The following is a 25,163-nucleotide window of genomic DNA, read 5'->3' as shown; positions in this document are numbered from 1 at the left end:
TTAAAATGAAAGATTATGAGAAGGAAGTGGGATAGTAGTGAAAATTGTACATACAGCGGATTGGCATATTGGAAAAGTGGTCAATAACCACTCTCTAATAGAAGACCAACAGGCCATATTAGATGACTGGCTAGCGCAAACCGTCGCTTTAAAGCCTGATTTGGTGATTATGGCAGGCGATTTATATGACCGGACTTTACCTAGTGGTGAAACGGTTCAGTTAGTCAATGAAACGTTAACGAAAATGTCACAAGAACTTGCTTGTCCCATTTGTATTATTGCTGGAAACCATGATTCAGGTGAACGTGTAGGTTATGTTGCAGGTTTACTATCAGGACAAGGCTTACACATGGTTGGTGTCTCTAGCACCGAGATTCAGAAGGTTGAAGTTGGGGACGCAGATGTGTATCTATTACCATTTAGCGATCATCTAACGGTTAAACACCTATATCCTGAAGAAACTATCCATAGTATTGAGGATGCAACTAAGGTACAGGTAGGTCGAATTAAGGACAAGTGGGATCCTAGTCGAGTCAACATCCTCCTTTACCATGGTTATGTAACAGCCGGGTCCATTGAAGGGCCAGGGGAAGACTTAGAAAAATCCGATTCAGAACGTCCCTTATCCATTGGAACCAGTGAATATGTCCCTCATACTGTCTTTGATGGTTTTGATTATGTGGCGCTTGGTCATTTACACGGACCGCAACAAGTAGGTAGTCCGCGAATTCGCTATTCAGGTTCACCATTGAAGTTTTCTAAGTCAGAAGTCCATCATCATAAGGGCTTTTTAGAGATTGACTTAGATAAAAAAGCAGACACCATAGATGTTGTGAAGCATGAATTAAAACCTGATAAGGATATGCGGGTTATCCGTGGCCAATTTGAAGAATTGTTACAAGGGCAATCAGATGACTATATTTTCTTTGAACTAACGGATGCATACGCTCAGCATGAAGCTATGAATCGCTTGAAGAAACGGTACCCAAATGCCATGAGCTTAGAGTATGTAGCTTTAGAAAATAAACAGCGACAAGACTTGAAAACCAAACGTCACGAAGTGCAAGCAACACCTGTATGGGACCAATTTGCCCAGTTTTATCAAAATAATACGGACCAAGAATTATCAGCCTTCCAAGCGGAAATTGTCCGTGATATTTTCCAATCAACCCTAAAGGAGGATAAGGTATAGTGAGACCTATTAAACTTGAATTGCAGGCTTTTGGACCCTATAAAGAAAAAACGAGCCTAGACTTTACAGACTTAGGCGACCAGAACTTATTCTTGATTTCAGGGTCTACTGGTGCTGGTAAAACGACCATTTTTGATGCCATTGTTTACGCCTTATACGGAAAGACTTCTGGTTCATCGCGTGATATTAATGAATTAAAGTCGCAGTTAGCTGAAGAAGAAAGTATTGCTTATGTACAGCTAACCTTTATGATACACGGGAAAACCTATACGGTGAAACGGATTCCCAAGCAAAAACGGCCGACTAAAAGGGGCTTAATTCGAGAGCAAAATGCGGAAGTAACCTTAGAAGGGGAAGATTTCTCCCTAAGTAAAACCCAAGAAGTGGATAATAAGTTAGTTGAAGTTCTTGGTTTGTCAGCAGATCAATTTAGACAAATTGTCATGTTGCCACAAGGTGAGTTTAAAAAACTCTTGGAAGCTAGTTCGGGCGAAAAGGAAGCCATTTTACGGACCATATTCCACACTGATTATTTAGACCGGTTCCAACAAGCCATAGCCGAACGGTTTAAACAGGCCAACCAAGAAGTGGGCACCTTGAAGAAACAAGTAGACCAACACAGCCAATCATTCGTTACCTTTGTGCATAATAAGACTGAGCAAGCGAAAGAACAAGATGGTAATCAAAGTGAAAATCAAACCGGGGTTTCTGAAAATGCCCTAACAGAAAAAGACCGCGTTCAAAATTGGGTGGACCAAGAAGACTATCAGGCGCTGTCTGAATGGGCAGGGCATAAATCTAGTGAAATGAATCAAGAGACTGCACAATTAAGCCAAGAAATCACAGCAGCAGAAGCTAGGATTCAAAAGCTAGAAGGGTACATACAATTGCTCACTAGACAAGATGAATTGGCTCAACAAGAAGCTTCTATTAAAGAACGAGAGGCAGCAATTGTTGGTAAACGTCAGGAGTTAAACCAATATCGAACCACTCAAGACGCTTATCGGTTAATCCAACAGATTGAAAAGTTGACGGATAGACAAGAGCAATTACAGGTCTTGATGAATGAGAAAACGAACTTATTACAAGAAGCAGATGGTCGTTTACAAACTATCAAAGCTGAACAAGTTGACTGGCAAGACCGGATTGACCAAGTAGATAGTCTGCGGGCAGAATTGCAAGAGCTGGCTATCCAAGAAAATAAATGGGATAACTATTTAATGCAAGAAGGTAGACTCATAAAGCAAGTGGCTCATGGCCAAAGTTTGACTGAACAGGCAAAAAAATTAACCAGCCAGATTCAAGACCAGGAAAAAGTGATAGAAGCTGGGGAAATATCACTGAAAAAACTACAAGCAGAATTAGACCAAGTAGGGGATGTTAGCCAGCAACAAGCCTCAATGGATAATAAAAGCTATCAATATAACTTGTTAGTGAAAAGTTATCAAGACATGGTTAAAACCAACCAAGAGATTGCAGACCTCTCTACTCAAGTTCAAGCAAACCAAAAAAACTATCAAGCAAAAGTAGACGACCGAAACCGTTTGGAATTGGCTTATAGCCAAAACTTAGCGGGCGAATTAGCTAGCCAATTGGTTGAAGGACAACCTTGTTTAGTTTGTGGTTCTATTCATCATCCAGCACCCGCAGTGCAGCAAGAGGGGGCAGTGACCAAAGAAATGGTCGAGGCAGGGGTGGACGCTACTCAAGCAGCTTTCCAGCAATATTCAAGTAAAGCAGAGCGTCTATCTGCTATTCAAGAGACTTTTGACCAAATGGTTTCAGACCAAAATATTAAAGGATTAGCGGCAGAGACGACAAGTAATGAAGAAAAACTTGCTACATGGCAGACCCAACTCGATAAAGAAGCAGCAGATATTCAACAAGTCAAAGCACATTTAGACAAGTTAAGCCAAACCAAACAAGACTTGGACAAGCAAATTAATGAGACTAGTAAGCAAGTGGATGATGCCAAGAAAGCTTTAAATAATAAGCAAATCGAGGCGTCTACCCTTAAAGGACAATCAGAATCTAATCAAAGTGCGGTAGAAGAGTTACGCACTGAGATTGACCAATTAAAAGGGCGATTGGTGGGGGATTCTAAAGCTGTTGTCACAGCTGAATACCAAGCGAAAAACAAGACCTTAGCAGAAATTACAGCTAAAGACCAAGAGTTGCAGTCTCAATTAGATAAGTACCATCAAGAAGTTGCCCAGCTAACCACACAGATTGCAGGATATAAAGATCAAATTAAGCAAGGGCAAGTAGAATTAAAAGCTGATCAAACTGCTTTGGATGAGGCGATGGCCGACCGTCAAGAAAGTCAGGAAGATATCCGTCAAATCCATGAAAACCAAGAAGATTGGCAGGGTATTGAAAGTGAAATTCAGCGATTTGACAATGAGGTTTATGCCTTTAAAGAAAATAAGACAGCAAACCAAAATCAAATTGCAGCAGCTGGTTTGGATAAAAAAGTGGATACTTATCAGATGGATATTGAGCAAGAACGCCTTAAATTAAATAAATTGAAAGACGCAAAAGATCAAATTATTTCGGTCAAAGCCCAATTAGACCATGCAATTTACTTATTTAAGGATAGTTTTGCAGCTTACCAAGAGAAAGGTCGTCACTTTGGGGAACTATCTCTATTAAATAAGGTAGCCAACGGGAAAGAGAAGGCGTATGGCTATATTTCTTTTGAGCGTTATATTTTAGGTTTGTATTTTGATGAAATCCTTCAATATGCAAACGAACGTTTGATGGCCATGACTCAAATGCGGTATGAATTTAGACGGATTGTCGAAGGTCAGTCTGGTGCAGGGGCTAAAGGACTTGACCTGGCTGTCTTTGACTACCAAGCTGGTGGGGAGCGGTCGGTCCAATCCCTATCTGGTGGAGAAGGTTTTAAAGCTTCCTTAGCCTTGGCCCTTGGTCTGTCTGATGTGATTCAAAACGATGCTGGTGGTATTGAAATTGGCACGCTCTTTATTGACGAAGGTTTTGGTACCTTAGACCAAGAATCCTTACAACAAGCGATTGAAACCTTGACTGATTTGCAACAAGCGAGCGGCCGTATTGTTGGGATTATTTCTCACGTAGCTGAATTGAAACAACAAATTTCAGTCCACTTACAAGTGTCCGCCAGCAACGACGGGTCCAAAGCTTTTTTTACAGGGGTTCAATAGGGCTAAAATCAAACAATTGTGAAATTAGGTCCATAGACCTATGACATTTACCTCCAAAGTTGGCAGAATATAGATAACAAAGGAAAGCTAAACAACTAGGAGGTTGTCACAATGGCGAATCATAAAGAACGTATTTTAAACTTAGTTAAAGAAGGCATTTTAACAAACGAAGAAGCGATTATCTTATTAGAAAATAGAGCGAAACAAGCTGAATCAAACCCTACAACACAAACGCAAGTTGAGGAAGAGAAAGATATCTTAGATGACTTTTATGCTGATTGGGAAAATGATCAAGCGGTAAATCAAGATGATATTACTGGCCGTACACAAAAAGTGGCTATTCAAAAAGACTTGGAAGCGTCACTTGCAAGCAAGTTGACTGAGCGTCAAAATTTGGTTAACCAAGAAGAAAAATCTGAAGTGACCCATATTGAAATTGACCGTTTGACTGAAGAAATCAACCAATTGACGGAGCAAATCCATCAATTGAAAGAAGATATTATTCAAATCGATGCGGCAAATCCAAGGCCATCCAGAGCGACGGCACAAGCAGATTCAAAAGTTGACGAAAGCGAATCGACTGAGGAAGAAGCTGAAGCAAATGCATACGACTACAAAAATATCGTTGGCGACTTCTTCACTAAAACACGGTCAGTTTTAGACCAAGTGCAAGATAAGGTATCAAAAACAGTGAAATTTGAAAAAGGTAGCGGATCAATTCCAATGCCTAAATTGATTACCCATGATTTTGAAGCAACCTATGAATACACTGAACCATTATCAATGGTGGATATTCAAATCGCGGCTGGTCAGATCGAGTTAACCTCTTGGGACCAACCAACTACGAAATTAACAGTCGTTGGTAAGTTATACGGCGATTTCGAGGAAGAAGATGCGCAAACTGCTTTTGAAAAAAGAGCAAACCTAGAATTTGTTGACGGGGCCTTAAACTTGAATATGATTTCACGTTTCATCAAGACAGATATTGTGATACAAGTGCCAAAAAACCGCCTAGACTTTATTAAAGCGAGAACAATTTCTGGCCCTGTAACGGTTGAACATATGGATACGAATGATATCTATATTCAAACAGTTGACGGCGCGATTAATGTCGAAGACTTTACAGCTTCAATGATTGAAGTGGATACGAAAAATGGTCAATTAACCTTAAACGATGTGGAAGCTTTAGATTTAGTGGTGAAATCATTGAATGGTAGCCAACGATTAAAAGGTCACGTAGAAAATGTATTGATGGAAACCTTAAATGGGGACATCGTGATTACGATGAACGCAAAACCGTTAGTTCGTGCTCAAGTAGAAACAAAAAATGGCGATATTAAATTGAATATGCCAGCAGGTACAGCAGTTGATGGGTTAGCCCACACCAACCAAGGTGAAATTATGTTCCGATCAGATTTAATTAAGAGTCAATCACAAGTCAACGATCAATTTAACAAACAAAAAGCATTTTACTATGATGTAGCTGAAGAAAAGGCTTATCGAGTGAAATTGAAGACAATGCGTGGTAATATTCGCGTGAAAGATGATGCTGATATACGTAGAGGAGAGGTTTAATTATGTCAGGGAGATTAATGAAGTCAAGAAAAGATAGATACTTATTTGGGGTATGTGGTGGTATTGGTGAATACTTCGGTATTTCTGGGAATTTAGTCCGTATCATCGCAGTATTATTAAGTTTGACACAGTTTCCAGTTTGGCTAATCTACATTATTTTAATATTTGTATTGCCAAATAGAAGCCACTAAGAAGGTAGGAGTGAATAGAATGGCTAAGAAATTAACAAAATCACGTAATGACGTAAAATTAGATGGTGTTTGTGCTGGAATCGCCGAATACTTTGAAATTGATCCGACGATTGTCCGTGTAATCTTTGTCTTCGTCACACTTTCTGGCGGAGCTGGGATACTGATCTATCTATTGTTGGCATTGATTTTGCCTAGGGATGAAGGGCGTACACGTGTAGATAGTGATGACCGTGGCGAATACCGTCAAACTAAATCATTTGATGGTGAAGATCAGGACGACTATAATGAATCTGGTTATTATAAAGATTCAAAAGATAATCCTGATGAGGAAGAAAGTTGGCGTGATTTTTAATTATGAGACGTTTTATTTTAGCAACACTGATTGATGCTTTGGGCTTGATGGCTATTTCATGGATTCTTGCCCCTAATGTATATGTGGCAGACTTTTGGTCAGCAATCTTAGTAGCTATCGTATTGAGTATTGTGAACTCAATTATCCGTCCTATCGTAAACTTGTTGGCGTTACCTTTAAATATCCTAACATTCGGCTTGTTTAGATTAGTCGTAAATGGCTTTATGTTTATTATCGTAGGATTGTTCTTCCCAACATCCTTCGTATTCGCAAACTTCTTTTACGCAATGGCCGCAGCCTTCTTGTTCTCAATGTACCATTGGTTTTTTGAGAAATTTACCGAAGCCGGGAAATAATGAAGAGCGCGAACCCGACAAGGGTGCTAGAGCCGACGCAGTCAAATCTATATTTTAAATCCTAATCCGCTTGTTGATCTGAATGCCAGATTGACGGGCGGATTTTTCTTTTTCACAAATTACAGCTTAACCAACTGTCCATATGGGTCTAGTATGGTAAAATAGGGGCAAAGTGACTTGTTAAGAAAGGAAACCGTATATGACAAAGGTAACCGTGAAAGACTTAGTCGAAAAATTTGATTTTGAGGTTCTTTGTGGTGCAGATTATCTAGACCGCGAGATCATTACCAGTGATATTTCGAGACCTGGTTTGGAAATTACCGGCTATTTTAACTACTATCCATCTGAGCGTGTGCAGTTGTTTGGACGTGCAGAGCATACATATTTGTCTAGAATGACTTCGGATGAGCGTCTATTAATTATGCGCCGTCTGTCAAGGGAGGACACCCCGTTCTTCATCTTCTCACGAGGATTGCAACCTGAATATGAAGTGATTCAAGCAGCTAAAGAAAACCATATTCCCGTATTGAGTTCCACAACGACAACAACTCGTCTATCCAGCAATTTGACTGAGATGTTGCATGCTCACTTAGCTGAACGGGTCTCTAAACACGGGGTATTCGTGGATGTATATGGGCTAGGTATTATGATTACTGGCCATTCTGGTGTAGGTAAATCAGAAACCGCTTTAGAACTTGTAAAAGGTGGTCACCGCCTGGTTGCTGACGACCGGGTTGACTTCTATCAGCGCGACGATACCACCATCATGGGCGAAGCCCCTGAAATTCTACGGAATGTCATGGAAATTCGTGGCCTTGGGATTATTGACGTGATGACTCTTTACGGGGCAGGTGCAGTCCGTAAAGAACAACAGCTAAACCTGATTATCGACTTGAAAGAATTGAAGAAGGGCGCGAAGTTTGACCGCCTGGGTACTGCGGAAGAGCGTGAACAAATTTTAGAAGTGGCAATTCCTAAAATTACCATTCCTGTCCAAACTGGGCGGAACATTTCAAGTATTATCGAGGTAGCAGCTATCAACTTTAGAGCCAAATCAATGGGCTTTGACGCTGCACAAATGTTTAATGACCGTTTAACGACACTTATCGATAAAAACAAATTATAAAAGCCCTATACTGTGACAATAAACGGTAAACGGGATGAACAACTGCCATTAACAATAGGAGAGAAACAACAAAATGATGAATATAGCTGCAATAGATCCAGTCGCTTTTGACATATTCGGCTGGCCAATCCGTTGGTACGGGATTTTTATCGGGGCTGCTATTTTACTAGCCCTTACATTTGCTTCAAGAGATTTTCGTCGTAAGGGTTGGGATGAAGAATTTATTTTAGACTCAGCTGTATGGACCATTCTAATCGGTTTTATCGGCGCGCGCGTCTACTACGTCCTATTTGAATTGGACTACTACCTACAAAATCCAGGCGAAATCCTACAAATTTGGAACGGTGGGATTGCCATTTATGGTGGTGTCATCGCCGGAGGTTTAACCTTATACTTCTACGCTAAATCGAAGAAAATGGACGCTTTATTTGTAACGGATACCGTAGCACCTTACCTATTACTAGCGCAAGCCATTGGTCGTTGGGGTAATTTCGTTAACCAAGAAGCCCATGGTGGGGAAGTGACCTTAGAATTCCTACAAGATACCTTGCATTTACCACAATTTATTGTAGACGGTATGCACATCGATGGGGCTTACTACCATCCAACTTTCCTGTACGAATCAGTCTGGAATATCCTTGGGGTTGCTGTCCTATTATTCGTCCGTTCACGTAATAAAACCTTGCGTATTGGGGACACCACCTTACTTTATCTGATCTGGTATTCATTTGGCCGCTTCTTTATCGAAGGGTTGCGGACAGACAGCTTGTGGTGGGGTCCATTCCGTGTCAGCCAAGTATTAGCCGCTGTCTTATTCATCGGCGCATTATTGATCTTTGCCGCACGCCGCATCAACGACAAATATTATGAATACTACTCTGAACACAATGGTCCGGCTTACAAATCAAGTAAATAGAAAATATGCCCATAGAATGGAGAAGTGATGATGTGATGTCCAAAAATATTGCCGTACTAGGCGCTGGTTCATGGGGCACAGCACTTGCCATGGTCCTTGCAGAAAATGGCCATCAGGTGACCTTATGGACCCATAATTCAGAACAGGCTCGGAAGATTCAAACCACTGGGAAAAATGACCATTATCTACCTGATCTAGTGTTGCCGAAGAATATCATTGCAACAAATGATATGGCCAAAGCCTTGGACCAGGCAGACTTAATCAACTTCGTCGTGCCCACCAAGGCCATACGGCAGGTAGCAAGCCAGGTGGTTGCTACTTTGCAGGAAAAAAATGTGCACGAATTACCGGTCATTATGCACGCGGCTAAGGGATTAGAGCAGGGCACCCACTTGCGGATTTCTGAGATTTTAACGGAAGTCTTCCAGCCAATCGGCCAAGCGCGTGTGGTGGTTTTATCCGGACCAAGTCACGCAGAAGAGGTGGTCAAACATGATATTACGGCCATAACAGCGGCTTCAATTGATGACGAAGCCTGCCACTTAGTCCAAGAAGTATTCATGAATGACTACTTTAGGGTTTATACTAATCCGGATATCATCGGGGTTGAATTGGCAGGATCATTGAAAAATATTATCGCCTTAGGTGCCGGTGCCTTAGTAGGTGCAGGTTATGGGGACAATGCCAAGGCGGCTTTAATCAGCCGAGGGCTTGCTGAAATTACCCGGTTAGGAGTGGCCATGGGGGCTGATCCACTAACCTTTATGGGCCTTTCAGCAGTCGGTGACTTGATCGTTACTGCCACCAGTGTCCACTCGAGAAACTGGCGTGCGGGCCAACAAGTTGGTCAAGGTCAAGCGGTTAAAGATGTTGAAGACCATATGGGTATGGTTGTTGAAGGGTTTGCGACAGCTGTTTCAGCCTATGAATTGGCACAAGATGAGGGCGTTGATATGCCGATTACCCAAGCAATTTACAAGGTGATTCAAGGTGAGTCTACTATTCAAGATGTGATTGCCACTTTAATGGCTAGAGAACGCAAAGGTGAATTGCAATTTGAAGATGACTTGAAGGATATTTTTTAAGGGCAATCTGAGTTATAATGAAGTTAGAAAATTTAGTAGATAAATGGAGGATTCATTCATGGCGAAAGTAAGAAAAGCGATTATTCCTGCAGCAGGGCTAGGTACACGGTTCTTACCTGCAACAAAGGCAATGGCGAAAGAGATGTTGCCGATTGTTAATAAACCAACGATTCAATTTATCGTAGAAGAGGCCTTGGCTTCTGGAATTGAAGATATTCTAATTGTTACTGGAAAAAGTAAACGACCAATCGAAGACCACTTTGACTCAAATGTAGAGTTAGAGTCTAACTTGGCAGATAAGGGCCGCGATGACTTGCTTGAAATCATCGGGGAAACTGTCGGGTTAAACCTATTCTTCAAACGTCAATCTTATCCAAAAGGGTTAGGAGACGCGGTATTACAAGCAAAAGCTTTTGTTGGTGACGAGCCTTTTGTCGTAATGCTTGGGGATGACTTGATGGTTGACGAAGTGCCATTAACGAAACAATTGATTGACGCTTATGATGTCACAAAAGCGTCTAACATTGCGGTAATGCCTGTACCACATGAAGATACAGATAAATACGGGGTAATCGATCCTGAAGCACAATTCTCTGAAAAAATCTACAATGTAAAACAATTCGTTGAAAAACCAAAACCAGAAGATGCGCCATCAAACTTGGCTATTATCGGTCGTTACTTGTTAACACCAGAAATTTTTGACTTGTTGGAAACACAAGGTGAGGGTGCTGGTAACGAAATCCAATTAACAGATGCCATTGACCGTTTAAACAAAACGCAACGCGTGTTTGCGTATGAGTTTACTGGTCGTCGTTATGATGTTGGGAATAAATTGGGCTACATGCAAACAAGCATTGAATACGGTCTTGAACAAGACGATATCAAAGAAGGTTTGAAAGAGTACTTACTATCCATTGAAGATGAACTTTAATTCATTAGAGAATTTTTGTGAAAGGTTGTAATTAGCTTGAGCTAGTTACAACCTTTTTCCCTTAAATCGTGTTAGAATGGTAAGCGATGTTAAGAAAAGCAATTGATTATAAAAATGAAAAATTACAAGAAAGGATGTGTACAATTTGGCAGAAGAAATTCAAAAATTTGATGTAGTTGTAGTTGGTGCAGGACCAGCGGGTATGACTGCTGCCTTATACGCATCACGGGCTAACTTGTCTGTAGCATTATTAGAACGTGGAATCCCTGGGGGCGAATTGGTCAATACAGCGGATGTCGAAAACTATCCGGGCTTTAAAAACATTCAAGGACCAGACTTGGCCAATGAAATGTACGAAGGGGCAATGCAATTTGGTGTGGTCCACGAATTTGGGACAGTGACAAAAGTTACCCCAAATGAAGGTGCTCATTTACTGGAAACAGATATGGGTAAAACTTACCAAGCTAAAGCGATCATTATCGCAACTGGTTCTGTTCACCGCAAATTGGGTGTACCAGGTGAGGATAAATACTCAGGCCGCGGTGTATCTTACTGTGCGGTTTGTGATGGGGCTTTCTTCCGTGACAAAGACCTTCGTGTAATCGGTGGGGGCGACTCAGCCGTTGAAGAAGGGACTTACTTAACACAATTTGGTAAAAACGTGAATATTGTTCACCGTCGTGACGAGTTACGTGCTCAAAAAATTTTACAAGACCGTGCTATGTCTAACGATAAGGTTGATTTCACATGGGACACAGTTGTCAAAGAAATCAAAGGAGACGACATGAAAGTCACTGGCTTGGCCGTTGAAAACGTGAAAACTGGTGAAGTCACTGACGTGGCTGCAGATGGTGTCTTCATTTATGTTGGTTTGATTCCAAATACCGAAGCATTTGCTGATTTAAACATCACAGATGAAGAAGGTTGGGTTATCACAGATGAAGATATGCAAACCGATATTCCTGGTATCTTTGCCATTGGTGATGTTCGTCAAAAGAAATTGCGCCAAATTTCAACAGCAGTCGGTGATGGTGCCATTGGTGGTCAAGAAGCCTTCAATTACATTGAAACACTAAACGACTAGTTCTAAACATTATATGAAATAGCTAAAGCAAGTTGAATGTGCGTTAGTTTGAAGGGGGTAGGCTTTGGTCTACCTCCTTTTTAATTGAAAAAGGCCCCATCTTTGCTTAAGCTAGCGCCCTATATGAAATTGCCAGTCAGCTTGTCTTTGATATATCTTTTTTCATAAAATTTGATACAATAAGATTAAGATGTTATCGCTTTTAAAACTAGGGAGGCTATATGATGAACTGGAAAGAAACTTACTTACAATGGCGTAATTTTGAGAACTTAGATGGTGCTTTGAAAGAGGATTTGGCGTCTATTGAAGCTGACGAAAAATTGCTTGAGGATGCTTTCTATCAACCATTGAGTTTTGGTACAGCTGGTATGCGCGGGATTTTAGGTGCCGGCATTAACCGGATGAATATTTATACCATTCGTCAAGCGACTGAAGGATTGGCTAACTTACTAGAAGATTATGGTCAAGATGCGAAGGACCGTGGGGTTGCGATTGCTTACGATTCTCGTCATATGTCACCTGAATTTGCTATGGAATCGGCGAAAACTTTGGGGGCACATGGAATTAAATCTTACGTATTTGAATCATTACGCCCAACGCCTGAATTGTCATTTGCAGTCCGTGAATTAAATGCCTTTGCGGGGATTATGATTACAGCTTCTCACAACCCGGCTGACTACAACGGTTACAAGGTTTACGGGGAAGATGGTGGACAAATGCCACCAGTGGACGCGGATGCTGTAACAGCTAACGTACGTGCGGTTGAAAACCCATTAACTGTTGAAGTGGGCGATGAAGCAGCGCTTAAAGCTGACGGGACAATTACCATTATTGGTGAAGAAATCGACCAAAAATACTTAGACAATATGAAGTCTGTTGTAGTAGACCAAGCTGTAATCGACGAGATGGCTGACCAAGTATCTATCGTTTATACACCGCTACATGGTACTGGCCAAATGTTGGTGGAGCGGACTTTAGCAGATGCTGGTTTTACCAATGTTACCTATGTGGCTGAGCAAAAAGAACCGGATGCTGATTTTTCAACGGTTAAATCACCAAACCCTGAAGAAGCCGGTGCCTTTGAAGTGGCTGAAAAGTACGGTAAGGACAACGATGCAGATATCTTAATCGCGACTGACCCGGATGCTGACCGCATGGGTGCAGCTGTGAAATTGCCAAACGGTGACTACCAAGTGATTACTGGTAATCAAATTGCTGCTTTAATGACGCATTATATTTTAACCGCTAAGAAAAATACTGGTACATTACCTGATAACGGTGTGATTTTAAATTCAATTGTATCAAGTAAAATGCCAACAACGATTGCCAAATCATTTGGTGTTGAAACAGTTGAAGTATTAACTGGATTCAAATTTATTGCGGAAAAAATCAAAAACTATGAAGCTGACGGCAGCAAGACTTTCCTATTTGGTTTCGAAGAAAGTTACGGATACTTAGTGAAAGCCTTCGTTCGTGATAAAGATGCTGTTCAAGCGACTTTACTATTAGCTGAAGTAGCCGCCTTCTATAAGAAACACGGTAAAACAGCTTACGACGGCTTACAAGACTTGTTTGCTGAATATGGTACCTACCAAGAAAAAACAATTTCTGTAAGCTTACCAGGTCAAGAAGGTGCAGCGAAAATTGAAGCCATCCTAAATAATTTGCGTGGGGAAGGCTTAAGCGAAATTGCTGGCCAAGCAGTTGTTGAAACTGAAGACTACCTAAAGAACACGCGCCAATTTGCTGATGGCACAACTGAAGCCTTAGGCATGGACAAATCGAATGTATTGAAATACTATCTAGCAGATGAAACATGGATTGCCGTTAGACCATCAGGTACTGAACCAAAAATTAAGTTCTATATTGGGGTGGTCGCTGATTCACTGGAAGCAACTCAAGCAAAAGTTAAGGCATATGAGGCAGCCTTAAACGACTTAACGGCTTAAGCGTTAGCTGTATGGCAGCTTTATCGACAAAAGGGCAACCTTGCATCTCCCCTTTAAGGAGGAAAAAACAAATTGAATGATCAACTAAAATTAGTCATTATCACAGGTATGAGCGGTGCCGGTAAAACGGTCGCCCTACAAAGTTTTGAAGATATGGGTTACTACTGCGTGGATAATATGCCACCGTCACTATTACCTAAATTCTGGGAATTAATCAAAGAAACAGGTAAAATCAGTAAAATCTGTTTAGTGATTGATTTACGGTCACGTTCATTCTTTGATGAGTTATTAACAGAGATTAATGGCATGGATAACACGAATACCATTGAAATGTCCGTATTATTCCTAGAAGCGGATGATCAGACTTTAGTGGCTCGTTATAAAGAAACACGTCGTGCCCACCCACTTCAAAAAGATGGGGTGTCTGTCTTAGAAGCGATTCAAAAAGAAAAAATCTTATTAAATGATATTCGTAAGGAATCTACAGTGATTGATACGACTAACTTAACACCTCGTAAATTCCGCGAGTTATTGTTGACCGAATTCCAATCTGAAGATGAGGGAACTTTCACTGTTAACGTTATGTCATTTGGATTCAAATATGGTTTGCCCATTGATTCAGATATCGTGATGGACGTCCGTTTCTTACCAAATCCGCATTATATCGATGAACTACGCCCAATGACAGGGCTAGATACACCAGTTTATGACTACGTCATGTCTCAACCAGAAACAGAGACTTTCTACCGTAAGTTTACTGATTTATTAGATTTTGAATTACCTTTATATGAAAAAGAAGGGAAGTCTAGTCTGACGATCACTATCGGTTGTACAGGCGGTCAGCATCGGTCAATTGCCTTGACTGAACGTGTTGCCCACCATATCCAAGACCTAGGTTACAAGGTCAACATCATCCACCGTGATCGCACAAAAAGAAAAGAGTCGATGAACCTATCGTGATAAATAAGAATCCACGTCCGGGTAGACGACCAAAGGTTGCGGTCATCGGAGGCGGAACGGGTCTTCCTATCTTGTTGGAAGGGCTTAAGAACGCTGATTGTAATGTCACAGCCATCGTCACAGTGGCTGATGATGGTGGGTCGAGTGGCTCTTTACGTAATGCAGTCAGTACAATTCCTCCAGGAGATATCCGTAATTGCCTAGTTGCACTATCGGACATGAAGAAAATATATAAGGATGTATTCCAATACCGTTTTAGTGAAAAAGATAAAGAATTTTCTGGTCACGCGATTGGCAACTTAATCATTGCAGCCATTGCTGAAATGCGGGGTGATACCTTTGCCGCTATGCGTCTACTTTCTTATATGATGGAGGTAGACGGCAAGGTCTTGCCAGCTTGTGAGGAGGCGCTTGTTTTACAAGGGCACTTTGCAGATGGGACTATGATTGAAGGGGAAACAGCTGTTGTAGCCCACCCTGACCAAATTCAAGAAGTGACTGTTCGCTTGGCCAATGACCGACCGCAAGTGGATGAGTTGGGTAATCCAATCACCAGTCCGCGTGCTGGGCGCGAAGTGGTGTCAGAAATTATGCAGGCCGATATGGTCATTCTGGGACCAGGTTCTTTATACACGTCTATTTTGCCGAACGTGGCAATTGAGGAAATTCGTAACGCAATTGTTGACACGCCCGCCAAAGTTGTCTATATTTGTAATATCATGACACAACTTGGCGAGACTGAGCATTTCTCAGATGCAGACCATGTACGTGTAATTAACGAACACTTAGGGGCTAAAGCTATTGATACGGTTTTATTGAATAAAACACCGGTACCCTTTGAATATTTGGAGGGTGCCAGTGAGAAAGACTATCTCGTTCAAATCACGCAAGACCGTCAAGGCTTGGCAGACCAAAAATGTCAGGTGGTTGGCTGTGACTTTTTAAATCTTGAAAAGAGTGGGGTCTACCATAACCAAGATAAATTAGTGGGCGCTATTATGGATGTCATGAATGATCGCATAAAATAAAGTGAATAAGAAAGAGGTGAGCTGGTGGCTTCATTTGCAGGAGATGTAAAGAAAGAACTCACTCAGCTAACAGTGGACTATGAGCACGCGCGTTCAGAGCTAGCAGCCATTTTGCGTATGAATGGATCAATTTCTATTATGGATGGAAATTTAATCTTAAATGTACAGACAGAAAATGCCGCAATTGCACGACGAATCTACTCACTGTTGAAGGAATTTTTTCATACCCACGGTGAGTTGGTTGTTCGGAAGAAAATGAAATTAAAAAAGAATAATATCTATATTGTGCGGGTGAAAGACCGGGTTGAGGAGATTTTGAAGGATTTAGAAATTCTAGATAATTTGGTCATCAATCCAAATATTTCAGCCGAGATGATGGAGAATGAACAACGGAGTAGGTCATACTTGCGTGGGGCATTCTTGGCTGGTGGGTCAGTGAATAATCCTGAAAAATCAGCTTATCATTTAGAAATTTACTCAGTATATGAAGAGCATTGCGAAGACTTGGTGACGATGATGAACCAGTTTAATTTAAATGCGCGGTCAGTCGAACGTCGGTCTGGCTATATCGCCTATTTAAAAGGGTCAGAACAGATTGCTGACTTCTTAGCCCTAATTGGGGCCACTTCTTCTATGCTGAAGTTTGAAGATATTCGGATTGTTCGCGACATGCGCAATTCTGTAAATCGGATTGTCAATTGTGAGAATGCTAACTTGAATAAGACGGTGACGGCAGCCTCCAAACAAGTTGAAAATATCGAATTAATTCAATCAACCGTTGGGATCGGTGAATTGCCTGAAAAATTACAAGAGATTGCCTTACTGCGGTTGGAAAACCCAGAGGCCTCTATTAAAGAATTAGGGGAACTGGTTGACGGTGAACCGATTTCTAAATCAGGTGTCAACCACCGACTACGTAAGATTAACCAATACGCTGAGCAATTAAGAAATACAGCAATGACACAATAGAATAAATTTAGAAGAATAGATAGAATGAAGCGATTTGACAGTGGGTGACTGCTTGAAAATCGCTTTTTTTGTTTGCAATTTACGTGTATACAATCAGTTGGTAAAGTAGGGGTCAAAATTCAGTATGGATCATTTTTTTTGTATTACATAATATCGGCTAATCATTCAGCCAGAGGATTGCTCAGGAGAAACGTTTAAAAAAATTCACGATAAAAGCCTTGTGGGTGAAGAGTATCTTCAGCCACAAGGCTTTTTCTATAGCTGATGCATGTGCAGGTGACCAGCTGGTACTAGAAATGGTTTAGTGAATAATTAGTTGGTGGTATCTCTAATTATTAGATGATGGCTAGGGCTAAGGCGACTAGGGCAGACCCAGTTCTCACATGGTTCCACCTAGACCATTGTTGGACAAAGTCAGTCCAATCGATTCGGATTTTCCTGTTAGCTAGTTGGCGGTTCAGTGGCATATTGTAGGCGATAGTTACACCGATGACACCGACAAAATAAATCACAAAGCTCAGATACATTTGCCAGCCAATGGGGTTGCCTAGCAAAATCATCGCAATGAATAAAAATATCGGTGCAAAAAAACTGCCTAGAAATCGGTCGTTTTCAACCTGTTTGTTGATGTCTTGCATGATTCTTCGGCCAACGTTACCGGCTTGTTTGCCAAGCACGGGCATGATGGTGTTGGAGAAAGAAAAATAGAAGCCTAGTTGGATGGCCAGGCAAAAGACATAAACAATTTGAAAAATAGACATACTCGCTTTCCCCCTAACCAAAAACTAGTTACAATAGTTTCCTAATAGCTATTTTGAATAGCCTGTCGTTAAGTCTATTGTACTAGAACAAGTTTCTACTGGAAAGTGGGCGCTCGCTAAATCAAGATGGGGACCAAATTTAAGTTGAGTTGGTCTAATATGCTACTTGATTAATCTAAAATCAGAGTTTCGATATTGGTCATTAATTGTTCGTCAGGGTTTTGCGGTTGATCAACGCTAATTTTTTTACGGAGGAAAGTCACTTCAGATACTTGAACCTCAATTGTTGAAACGTTTTGACCTTGTTTGTTTTCAAACTGACGCATACGTAATTGACCAACAACCGCTAATTCATCGCCTTTTTGCATGTAGGCATCAATGAGTTTAGCTGTCCCGTTCCATGCGGTAATAGGAATAAAGTCGACATAGTCAGCCCCATCTTTCCCTTTGCGGTTAATGGCTACTGCATTATTGACCACTTTTCGGTTGTTTGAAATTTCAGTTAGGGTGACATCTCTGGCTAGACGTCCGATTAATTGCACTTGATTCATTTTTCATCCTCCTAATATTTCTGGCTCAATAGAGGTTACCCCTCCAATCTATTACATACGTATTTATTCGCCAATTCCCCCCAAAAAGTTCACAAATTTTTGATATTTTATAAAATTAGGGCAAAAGATAGGTAAAGATAGCCGGTCATAATGGATTTTAGGGTACAATATAAGAGAATAGAAATGCTGCCCTAAACCACCCAATAGTAGCGCCGGACTAAATATTAAAGGAATAATTTGACTTATAAGGAGGACGAAAGCATGAACATCTTGATGATTGAAGATAACGAAAGTGTTGCAGAGATGATGAGTATGTTTTTTGAACAACAAAAAGACTGGGAAGCGACCTTTATCCAAGATGGTGAAGAAGGATGGCAACACTATTTAGCCAACGAGGAAACCATTGAAATGGTGATTTTGGATTTAAACTTACCAAGTAAAGATGGGATCCAAATCTGTCGTGACATCCGTCAACAAAATAAACAAGTGCCGATTATCATGTTGACTGCCCGTGATGCAGAAAGTGAGCAAGTCCTTGGTTTAGGCCTTGGTGCAGACGATTACGTGACCAAACCCTTTGACCCAATCACCTTTATGGCCCGGATGCGTGCATTATACCGCCGTAGCCAATTAACTGAATCTTCAGTTGAAGCCACAGAGGAAAAGGGCAAGGCGGACCAATTTGATATCCAAACAGAGTTTATCCGGATCAACAGCCAAAACCGTGAAGCCTTCTATAACGACCAATTAATTCAACACTTAACGCCAAAAGAATTTGAAATCTTACAATTATTGGCTGGTCGTCCAAAACAAGTATTTACCCGGGAACACTTACTGACGACGCTATGGGAAGATCCATTCTACGGGGATGAGCGTACGGTAGATGCCCACATTAAAAAGCTACGTCAAAAGATGGAAGAGTATGGGCCACAACTTATTCAAACAGTCTGGGGAGTAGGCTATAAATTCGACGAAACTGGTGTTTAACAATGAAATTGAACTTCTTTTACCAACAAATCCTCAGCTTTCTAGTGGTTATTGGAATGACCATAGTAGCCATGGGGGTGACTTTGTTTTCTTTTTCTAGGGACCAAGTGCTCCTACGGCAAGAACAACAATTGAATGACATTGCCCAATTTATTTCAGGGCAGACCATTTCAACGGAATTCTTAACTTCAATGGAACCCTTACTCCAGTCGTCCAATATGAAATTATTCTACTTCAATGCGGACAATGAATTGATTTATCCACTCGATGAAGCGAAGACTATTCCAAACAATCAGTTGACTGATGAAGAATTGAAGACCCTTGAAAATGGTCACGATTTGAATTTACGGACCTTTGAAATGGGCTTTACGGAAAAAGATGGAGATGCTTTAGCGATCTTCATGCCACTGACCAATGCGGAAGACCAGACCTTTGCGGGTTACTTAGTCATTGGGGTGCCTTCTAGCAAATCCGATGCGATCATTGATAATCTGGTGCAAAATGTGGTCAAAGGCATTATGATTGCCTTGATTATAGCGGTCATTTTTTCAGTCATTATTGCGGGCTATCAAAATAAACGGATTCGCCGGATCCAAGAGGCCACTCAAAAAATTGCCCAAGGTGATTATTCCGTTCGTTTAGAGGTTAATAATATTGATGAATTTGACGATTTAGCCAAAGACTTTAACCAAATGGCGGTTGCCTTAGGGGAGGCTGAAGTGGAAATCGACCGGCAAGAAAACATCCGCCGTCAATTGATGATGGATGTGGCCCACGAAATCCGGACCCCACTAACGACTATGATTGGTTTATTGGAAGGGTTAAGACAAAAAGTTTTGCCAGAAAATAAAATCGACCGGTCTGTGGACTTGATGTACAAGGAAGCTAATCGCTTAAATCGTCTAGTCAACGAAAACTTGGACATTGAAAAAATCCGGTCTAATGAAATCGTATTGAAGAAATCAAAATTCAATGTGGCCGAAGTTTTAAAAGATATTGCCCTGCAACTATCTGAAACAGCTAAAGCTAAGCACACCAAATTTGAATTGGATATGCCAGACGAGGTGCCGATTTACGCTGATTATGACCGATTCCACCAAATTATCTTCAATATCACCCAAAATGCGGTACAATTTACCGATTATGGCGAAATTTTTATGTCCAGCGCCTTTCAAGATGGGGAAACTTATATTAAAATAAAAGATTCAGGTATGGGCATGACGAAAGAACAAGTCGAAAATATCTGGGAGCGATTCTATAAAGCGGATATATCCCGGAAAAATAACGAATTCGGTGAATCTGGCTTAGGTTTATCGATTGTCAAACAACTCGTTGAACTACATCAAGCCACTATCCATGTGGAAAGTGAAGCTGGGGTTGGGACAATATTTACCCTAGTATTTTACGACCGTGAAACACTAGCAGAAAAAAATAAGGTCGACTAGGATTTAACCTATCCGACTGGTAACAAAAGGATTGAAACAAGATGTATTTTTTAGGGCCGTTACTTACATGGCTAGAAGACATTTCTGCAGGAAGAATTTTAAATTTCCATTTAGTAGAGTTGTCATTGTTTAGTTTGGATAAAACCATTCTATATATGATTGCGTTACTGATTATTCAAGCAGGAATCATTTTCTATAAACGGTCTAAGAATACAGATTATTCGATTGACTGGTTTAGAGAAGTAATCAAATTTATCTTCGCCACATATTTAATATTGTTGGTACATTTAACCGTACTACGTTATGATTGGCAATGGTGGCAGGCGTCCTTTAACTTTCAACGGTCGTCGAGTGAATTAAATTGGGTACCACTGGTTGATACTATTAAGTTAAGAAATGGGTCCGCATTTTCCTTCTGGTATAACTTCTTTGGAAATGTTGTTTGGTTCTTTCCATTTGGAATGATGTTCCCCTATATTTTTAAGATGAAGCGTGCCTTCTTCATCACTTTACTTTGGGGATTGTTATTTTCTGTATCAATTGAAACCATGCAATTTTATTTAGAAACAGGCGTAAGTCATATAGATGACGTCATCTTTAATGGCGCAGGGGTAATTATCGGTTATCTGATCTATGACATTGTGAAAATCAGCAACAGGTACATAAAAGGGAGAAGAAATACAAATGGCTAAAAAAAACACACAATTACCAAAAAAGGAACTACGTAAATGGGCAACAGTCCAAGTGAAAAAAGGACAAATCCTTTTAACTGAAAAAGACTTCGTTAATCCACCATCATTTACTGAAGGTGAATTAGTTGAAATCATCGGTATCGACCATGAATTCCTAGGCTATGGCTACATGGCCAAACAACATAAAGGTGTGGGTTGGATCCTAACAACTGACCAAAACGCTGACACAGGCTTACTTGGTGACCTTGATTTCGTACAAGCGAAATTACAAGAAGCCAAGAACCAACGCCAGGCCCTATTAATCGACGACATGACTACTGCCTTCCGTATTTTCAACGGCGAAGGTGACGGTATCGGCGGTTTCACAATCGACTGGTACGCTGGTTACGCCCTGATTCAATGGTATTCAGAAGGGATTTACCGCTATAAAGACATTATCCTTGAAGCCCTAAACAACGTATTCCCAGAACTTAAAGGCATTGTTGGGAAAAACAGATTCAACTTAGACGGTACAGGCAGCGCCAAGCAATCAGAAGTTTTAGCAGGCGACATTCCTGAAACCTTAACCATCCAAGAAAACGGCGTAAATTACATCGTTCGCCTTGATGATGGTTGGATGACAGGGATTTTCTTAGACCAACGTAACGTTCGTAACTACATTCAAACTGAAATTGCACCAGGCAAATCATTGCTGAACTTGTTCTCATACACAGGGGCCTTCTCTGTCGCTGCAGCACTAGGTGGGGCAGCTGAAACGATGAGTGTTGATGTGGCAAAACGAAGCCTACAATTAACTCAAGAGCAGTTCCAAGCCAACGGTTTAGAAATCGGTGACCAACATAAAGTCCGCGTGATGGATGTATTCAACTACTTAGATTATGCAAAAACACATGATCTACGTTTTGACATCGTGGTTCTTGACCCACCTTCATTCTCACGTACGAAAAAACACACTTTCCAAGCCAGCAAAGACTACCGGGACTTAGTTGCTTCAGCTTTAACTATCTTAAATACTGGTGGTTACCTTGTCAGTTCAACAAATGCCGCAAACATGACCAAAGAAGATTTCATTAAACAAATTGGTGAAGGTTCAGATGACGCACGCGTGGACATCATGCCAGTAGCTGACTTTGGCTTACCAGTAGACTTCCCGGCACCAAAAGGTAACCCGGAAAGTGACTACCTAAAAGTAGAAATCTTCCAAAAATTATAATAAGCATTCAGTCATTGCTAGATTTGTAATCAGAACGTAGGGAATATGGATGTCTATGCGTTTGAAGAGAGCTCAACTAGTAGTGGGACCGCCCTCAGAAAAAATTTCTGAGGGCTTTTCTGACGACTCATTCTGGACGTCGGCTCTCGCACCTTGGAGTCTTCACTGTTAAGGCATGCTAGGAAAGCTTCATCCTTTGGCTAGAAAGACACTATCATTTGATTAAGCTTGAAGGTAAAATTACTCATAAAAGTTTCAATTAAAATATAATTTGTAGAAAATTACCTGCTCAAAAATTTTGAAGCGTGTTTTGGCTTGCGAACTTTTGTGCATCATTAGAAAGTACCGAGTAAAATTCATGGCCTGAGATTGTTGTCGGTAAAATGACTCAATTCTTGACCAGTTTCAATTCTCGTAAAAATGAATTATCAGCTTCCAATTCGGAAGTCTTTTTGCCAAAAAATGAGATAGTGATATAAATGTCAGTATTGTGCTAGAAATGGTAGTATGTAATTATAACAATATAAATAACTGAAAAAACACAACAGAAAGTAGGAATTTGAGTGAAAAGTAGAGCTGCTGTTGCATTTAATCCAGGTGAACCGCTGGAGATTGTTGAAATTGATGTTGAAGAACCAAAGGCGAAAGAGGTATTGGTGAAGATTTTATATACTTCTGTTTGCCATACGGATGCTTTTACCTTATCGGGTGATGACCCAGAGGGTGTATTCCCTGCTGTACTAGGCCATGAGGGTGCTGGTGTGGTTGTTGCTGTAGGTGATGAAGTGACGTCTGTTGAGGTGGGGGACCACGTGATTCCGCTATACACGGCTGAATGTGGAGAGTGTAAATTCTGTCGTTCTGGTAAAACAAACTTATGTAGTGCTGTCCGTGAAACGCAAGGTAAAGGATTAATGCCTGATGGCACTACGCGGTTCTCTTATAATGGCAAGCCTATTTACCATTACATGGGGACAAGTACTTTTAGTGAGTATACAGTCGTTCCTGAGATTTCATTAGCGAAAATTGATAAGGAAGCGCCACTTGATAAAGTCGGTCTATTTGGTTGTGGTGTCACAACTGGGATCGGTGCAGTCCATAACACCGCTAAAGTAGAAGAAGGCGCTGTGACGGCTGTATTTGGTTTAGGTGCTATTGGATTAGCGGCTATTCAAGGTTTGGTGCAAGCGAAAGCAAGTCGTATTATTGTAATCGACTTAAACGAAGATAAGTTTGAATTAGCTGAAAAAATGGGTGCTACTGACTTCCTAAATCCATCTAAATTCGACCAACCAATCCAAGATGTCATCATTGAAATGACAGACGGTGGGGTAGATTACAGTTTCGAGTGTATCGGAAACGTTGACGTGATGCGTTCAGCCCTAGAAGCTTGTCATAAAGGTTGGGGTGAAAGCGTCATTATCGGAGTTGCCGGTGCAGGTAAAGAAATCCGCACACGTCCTTTCCAATTAGTAACAGGTCGTGTATGGCGCGGGTCTGCCTTTGGTGGCGTGAAAGGTAGAACGCAACTACCAGGTATGGTTCAAGATTACATGAACGGTGAGATTGATATCGATTCGTTTATCACCCATAACCTTGATTTCACAGACATCAATGAGGCGTTTGACCTGCTGCATAAAGGTGAATCTATCCGTACCATGTTGACTTACGGGGAGTGATGAAAATTGACTTTAGAAATGATTGCTAGCAATCGTGCCTTTGGCGGTGAACACCGTAAATACCGCCATTTCTCAAATACCTTACAATGCGACATGACTTTTAGTCTATTCTTGCCCTCTAATGAAAAGGGGCAAGAAATCCCACTCGTTTGGTTTTTATCTGGTTTAACTTGTACGGACGATAACTTTAGTCAAAAAAGTGGTTTCCAAAGATTAGCTGAAAAAGAGCAAGTAGCTGTTTTGATTCCAGATACATCACCACGCGGAGACGATGTTGCCGATGACGACGCTTATGACCTTGGTCAAGGGGCAGGATTCTATTTGAACGCCACACAAGAACCATGGGCCAACCATTACAAGATGTATGATTATCTTGTGGATGAATTGGGGCTAATCGCAGCCGATTTAATCCCTCATTATTCGGGTCAAGAAAGTATCATGGGCCATTCAATGGGTGGACACGGTGCCTTAGTTATTGGCTTGAAAAACGCCGACCGCTTTAAAGCGATCTCTGCCTTTGCACCAATTCTAAGCCCAAGCCAAGTGCCGTGGGGAATCAAAGCCTTCACGACTTATCTTGGTGAAAATCAAGACGCTTGGAAAGAATGGGACGCTACAGAACTGATTAAAGACGTTGACGCGCCATCAATTCTAATCACCCAAGGTAGCCAAGATGAATTCTATCCAGAACAATTAGACGAAAGCCATTTCCTCAAAAACGCCGAGGAAAATGGTCAAGTAGTCAATTACCAAAAAGTAGCAGGCTATGACCATAGCTATTACTTCATCGCAACATTCTTAGAAGAACACTTCGCCTTCCACAAACAACATTTAAAATAACATAACAATGACGTCCCTTGAAGTAGACTTGAACAAGCTACTTTAGGGGCGTTTTTTGATTGGGAAAAAGAGGGGCTAGCTCAAATCGGACGGATG

Annotated in this window: 23 protein-coding genes; 21 read left to right on the top strand and 2 right to left on the bottom strand. The window is 41.0% G+C overall.

Annotated features, from left to right (window positions below; genetic code table 11):
* Positions 1-37: 37 nt before the first annotated feature.
* The 15 genes from ACFW0C_RS01900 to whiA all read left to right on the top strand — a co-directional run bounded on the left by ACFW0C_RS01900 (position 38) and on the right by whiA (position 16,899).
* Positions 38-1,192 (top strand): exonuclease SbcCD subunit D, encoded by a 1,155-nt coding sequence (locus ACFW0C_RS01900; RefSeq protein WP_378104882.1) that lies wholly within the window; start codon positions 38-40, stop codon positions 1,190-1,192.
* Positions 1,192-4,377 carry an AAA family ATPase gene (locus tag ACFW0C_RS01895; protein WP_378104881.1) on the top strand — a complete coding sequence of 1,062 codons (3,186 nt, stop codon included), beginning with the start codon at positions 1,192-1,194 and terminating at the stop codon, positions 4,375-4,377. Before ACFW0C_RS01900 ends, ACFW0C_RS01895 begins: the two co-directional genes overlap by 1 nt.
* A 111-nt stretch (positions 4,378-4,488) precedes the next feature.
* On the top strand, positions 4,489-5,952 hold the full coding sequence (locus tag ACFW0C_RS01890; RefSeq protein WP_378104879.1) for a DUF4097 family beta strand repeat-containing protein: 1,464 nt from the start codon (positions 4,489-4,491) through the stop codon (positions 5,950-5,952).
* Positions 5,953-5,954: 2 nt separating this feature from the next.
* On the top strand, positions 5,955-6,143 hold the full coding sequence (locus ACFW0C_RS01885) for a PspC domain-containing protein (protein WP_378104877.1): 189 nt from the start codon (positions 5,955-5,957) through the stop codon (positions 6,141-6,143).
* A 19-nt stretch (positions 6,144-6,162) separates the two neighbouring features.
* Positions 6,163-6,495 (top strand): PspC domain-containing protein, encoded by a 333-nt coding sequence (locus ACFW0C_RS01880; protein ID WP_378104875.1) that lies wholly within the window; start codon positions 6,163-6,165, stop codon positions 6,493-6,495.
* 2 nt (positions 6,496-6,497) lie between these two features.
* Complete coding sequence (locus tag ACFW0C_RS01875; RefSeq protein ID WP_003143365.1) at positions 6,498-6,851, top strand: phage holin family protein; 354 nt, start codon at positions 6,498-6,500, stop codon at positions 6,849-6,851.
* A 199-nt stretch (positions 6,852-7,050) separates the two neighbouring features.
* Positions 7,051-7,977, top strand: a complete 927-nt coding sequence (gene hprK / locus ACFW0C_RS01870; protein ID WP_378104871.1) for an HPr(Ser) kinase/phosphatase — start codon at positions 7,051-7,053, stop codon at positions 7,975-7,977.
* A gap of 73 nt (positions 7,978-8,050) precedes the next feature.
* A complete protein-coding gene (lgt, locus tag ACFW0C_RS01865; protein WP_378104869.1) occupies positions 8,051-8,893 on the top strand; it encodes a prolipoprotein diacylglyceryl transferase in 843 nt (280 codons plus the stop codon).
* 35 nt (positions 8,894-8,928) lie between these two features.
* The gene (locus tag ACFW0C_RS01860) at positions 8,929-9,978 is read left to right on the top strand and encodes an NAD(P)H-dependent glycerol-3-phosphate dehydrogenase (protein ID WP_378104865.1); all 1,050 of its coding nucleotides are present in this window, start codon (positions 8,929-8,931) and stop codon (positions 9,976-9,978) included.
* A gap of 58 nt (positions 9,979-10,036) precedes the next feature.
* Positions 10,037-10,909: a UTP--glucose-1-phosphate uridylyltransferase GalU gene (galU, locus tag ACFW0C_RS01855; protein ID WP_016897951.1), complete on the top strand. Its 873-nt coding sequence runs from the start codon at positions 10,037-10,039 to the stop codon at positions 10,907-10,909.
* 145 nt (positions 10,910-11,054) lie between these two features.
* A complete protein-coding gene (trxB, locus tag ACFW0C_RS01850) occupies positions 11,055-11,993 on the top strand; it encodes a thioredoxin-disulfide reductase (protein WP_378104862.1) in 939 nt (312 codons plus the stop codon).
* Positions 11,994-12,217: 224 nt separating this feature from the next.
* Positions 12,218-13,942 carry a phospho-sugar mutase gene (locus ACFW0C_RS01845; protein ID WP_378105227.1) on the top strand — a complete coding sequence of 575 codons (1,725 nt, stop codon included), beginning with the start codon at positions 12,218-12,220 and terminating at the stop codon, positions 13,940-13,942.
* A 72-nt stretch (positions 13,943-14,014) separates the two neighbouring features.
* On the top strand, positions 14,015-14,902 hold the full coding sequence (rapZ, locus tag ACFW0C_RS01840) for an RNase adapter RapZ (protein WP_378104860.1): 888 nt from the start codon (positions 14,015-14,017) through the stop codon (positions 14,900-14,902).
* Entirely contained in the window at positions 14,899-15,930 is a 1,032-nt protein-coding gene (yvcK, locus tag ACFW0C_RS01835) for a uridine diphosphate-N-acetylglucosamine-binding protein YvcK (protein WP_378104857.1), read from the top strand. The genes rapZ and yvcK overlap by 4 nt, the downstream gene beginning before the upstream one ends.
* A 24-nt stretch (positions 15,931-15,954) precedes the next feature.
* Positions 15,955-16,899 (top strand): DNA-binding protein WhiA, encoded by a 945-nt coding sequence (whiA, locus tag ACFW0C_RS01830; protein ID WP_290490622.1) that lies wholly within the window; start codon positions 15,955-15,957, stop codon positions 16,897-16,899.
* Between the two features lie 335 nt (positions 16,900-17,234).
* Here the strand turns inward: whiA and ACFW0C_RS01825 are convergent, their stop codons facing one another.
* Positions 17,235-17,660 carry a DUF1772 domain-containing protein gene (locus ACFW0C_RS01825; protein ID WP_378104855.1) on the bottom strand — a complete coding sequence of 142 codons (426 nt, stop codon included), beginning with the start codon at positions 17,658-17,660 and terminating at the stop codon, positions 17,235-17,237.
* Between the two features lie 170 nt (positions 17,661-17,830).
* Complete coding sequence (locus ACFW0C_RS01820) at positions 17,831-18,211, bottom strand: single-stranded DNA-binding protein (protein WP_378104853.1); 381 nt, start codon at positions 18,209-18,211, stop codon at positions 17,831-17,833.
* Between the two features lie 261 nt (positions 18,212-18,472).
* Between ACFW0C_RS01820 and ACFW0C_RS01815 the strand changes: the two genes are divergently transcribed.
* From ACFW0C_RS01815 to fghA, 6 genes are all read left to right on the top strand, one after another.
* Complete coding sequence (locus tag ACFW0C_RS01815; protein WP_290490625.1) at positions 18,473-19,198, top strand: response regulator transcription factor; 726 nt, start codon at positions 18,473-18,475, stop codon at positions 19,196-19,198.
* Between the two features lie 2 nt (positions 19,199-19,200).
* Positions 19,201-20,643 carry an ATP-binding protein gene (locus ACFW0C_RS01810; protein WP_378104850.1) on the top strand — a complete coding sequence of 481 codons (1,443 nt, stop codon included), beginning with the start codon at positions 19,201-19,203 and terminating at the stop codon, positions 20,641-20,643.
* Between the two features lie 41 nt (positions 20,644-20,684).
* On the top strand, positions 20,685-21,335 hold the full coding sequence (locus ACFW0C_RS01805) for a VanZ family protein (protein WP_378104846.1): 651 nt from the start codon (positions 20,685-20,687) through the stop codon (positions 21,333-21,335).
* Entirely contained in the window at positions 21,328-22,548 is a 1,221-nt protein-coding gene (locus ACFW0C_RS01800) for a class I SAM-dependent rRNA methyltransferase (RefSeq protein ID WP_378104843.1), read from the top strand. The genes ACFW0C_RS01805 and ACFW0C_RS01800 overlap by 8 nt, the downstream gene beginning before the upstream one ends.
* 563 nt (positions 22,549-23,111) lie before the next feature.
* On the top strand, positions 23,112-24,227 hold the full coding sequence (locus tag ACFW0C_RS01795) for an S-(hydroxymethyl)glutathione dehydrogenase/class III alcohol dehydrogenase (RefSeq protein WP_338191027.1): 1,116 nt from the start codon (positions 23,112-23,114) through the stop codon (positions 24,225-24,227).
* Positions 24,228-24,233: 6 nt separating this feature from the next.
* A complete protein-coding gene (gene fghA / locus ACFW0C_RS01790; RefSeq protein WP_290490630.1) occupies positions 24,234-25,067 on the top strand; it encodes an S-formylglutathione hydrolase in 834 nt (277 codons plus the stop codon).
* Positions 25,068-25,163 lie beyond the last annotated feature (96 nt).

Origin of the sequence: Aerococcus sp. NPDC058936 (assembly GCF_042741995.1) — a bacterium.
Classification (GTDB): Bacteria; Bacillota; Bacilli; order Lactobacillales; family Aerococcaceae; genus Aerococcus.
This window is presented reverse-complemented; position numbering and strand designations above follow the sequence as displayed.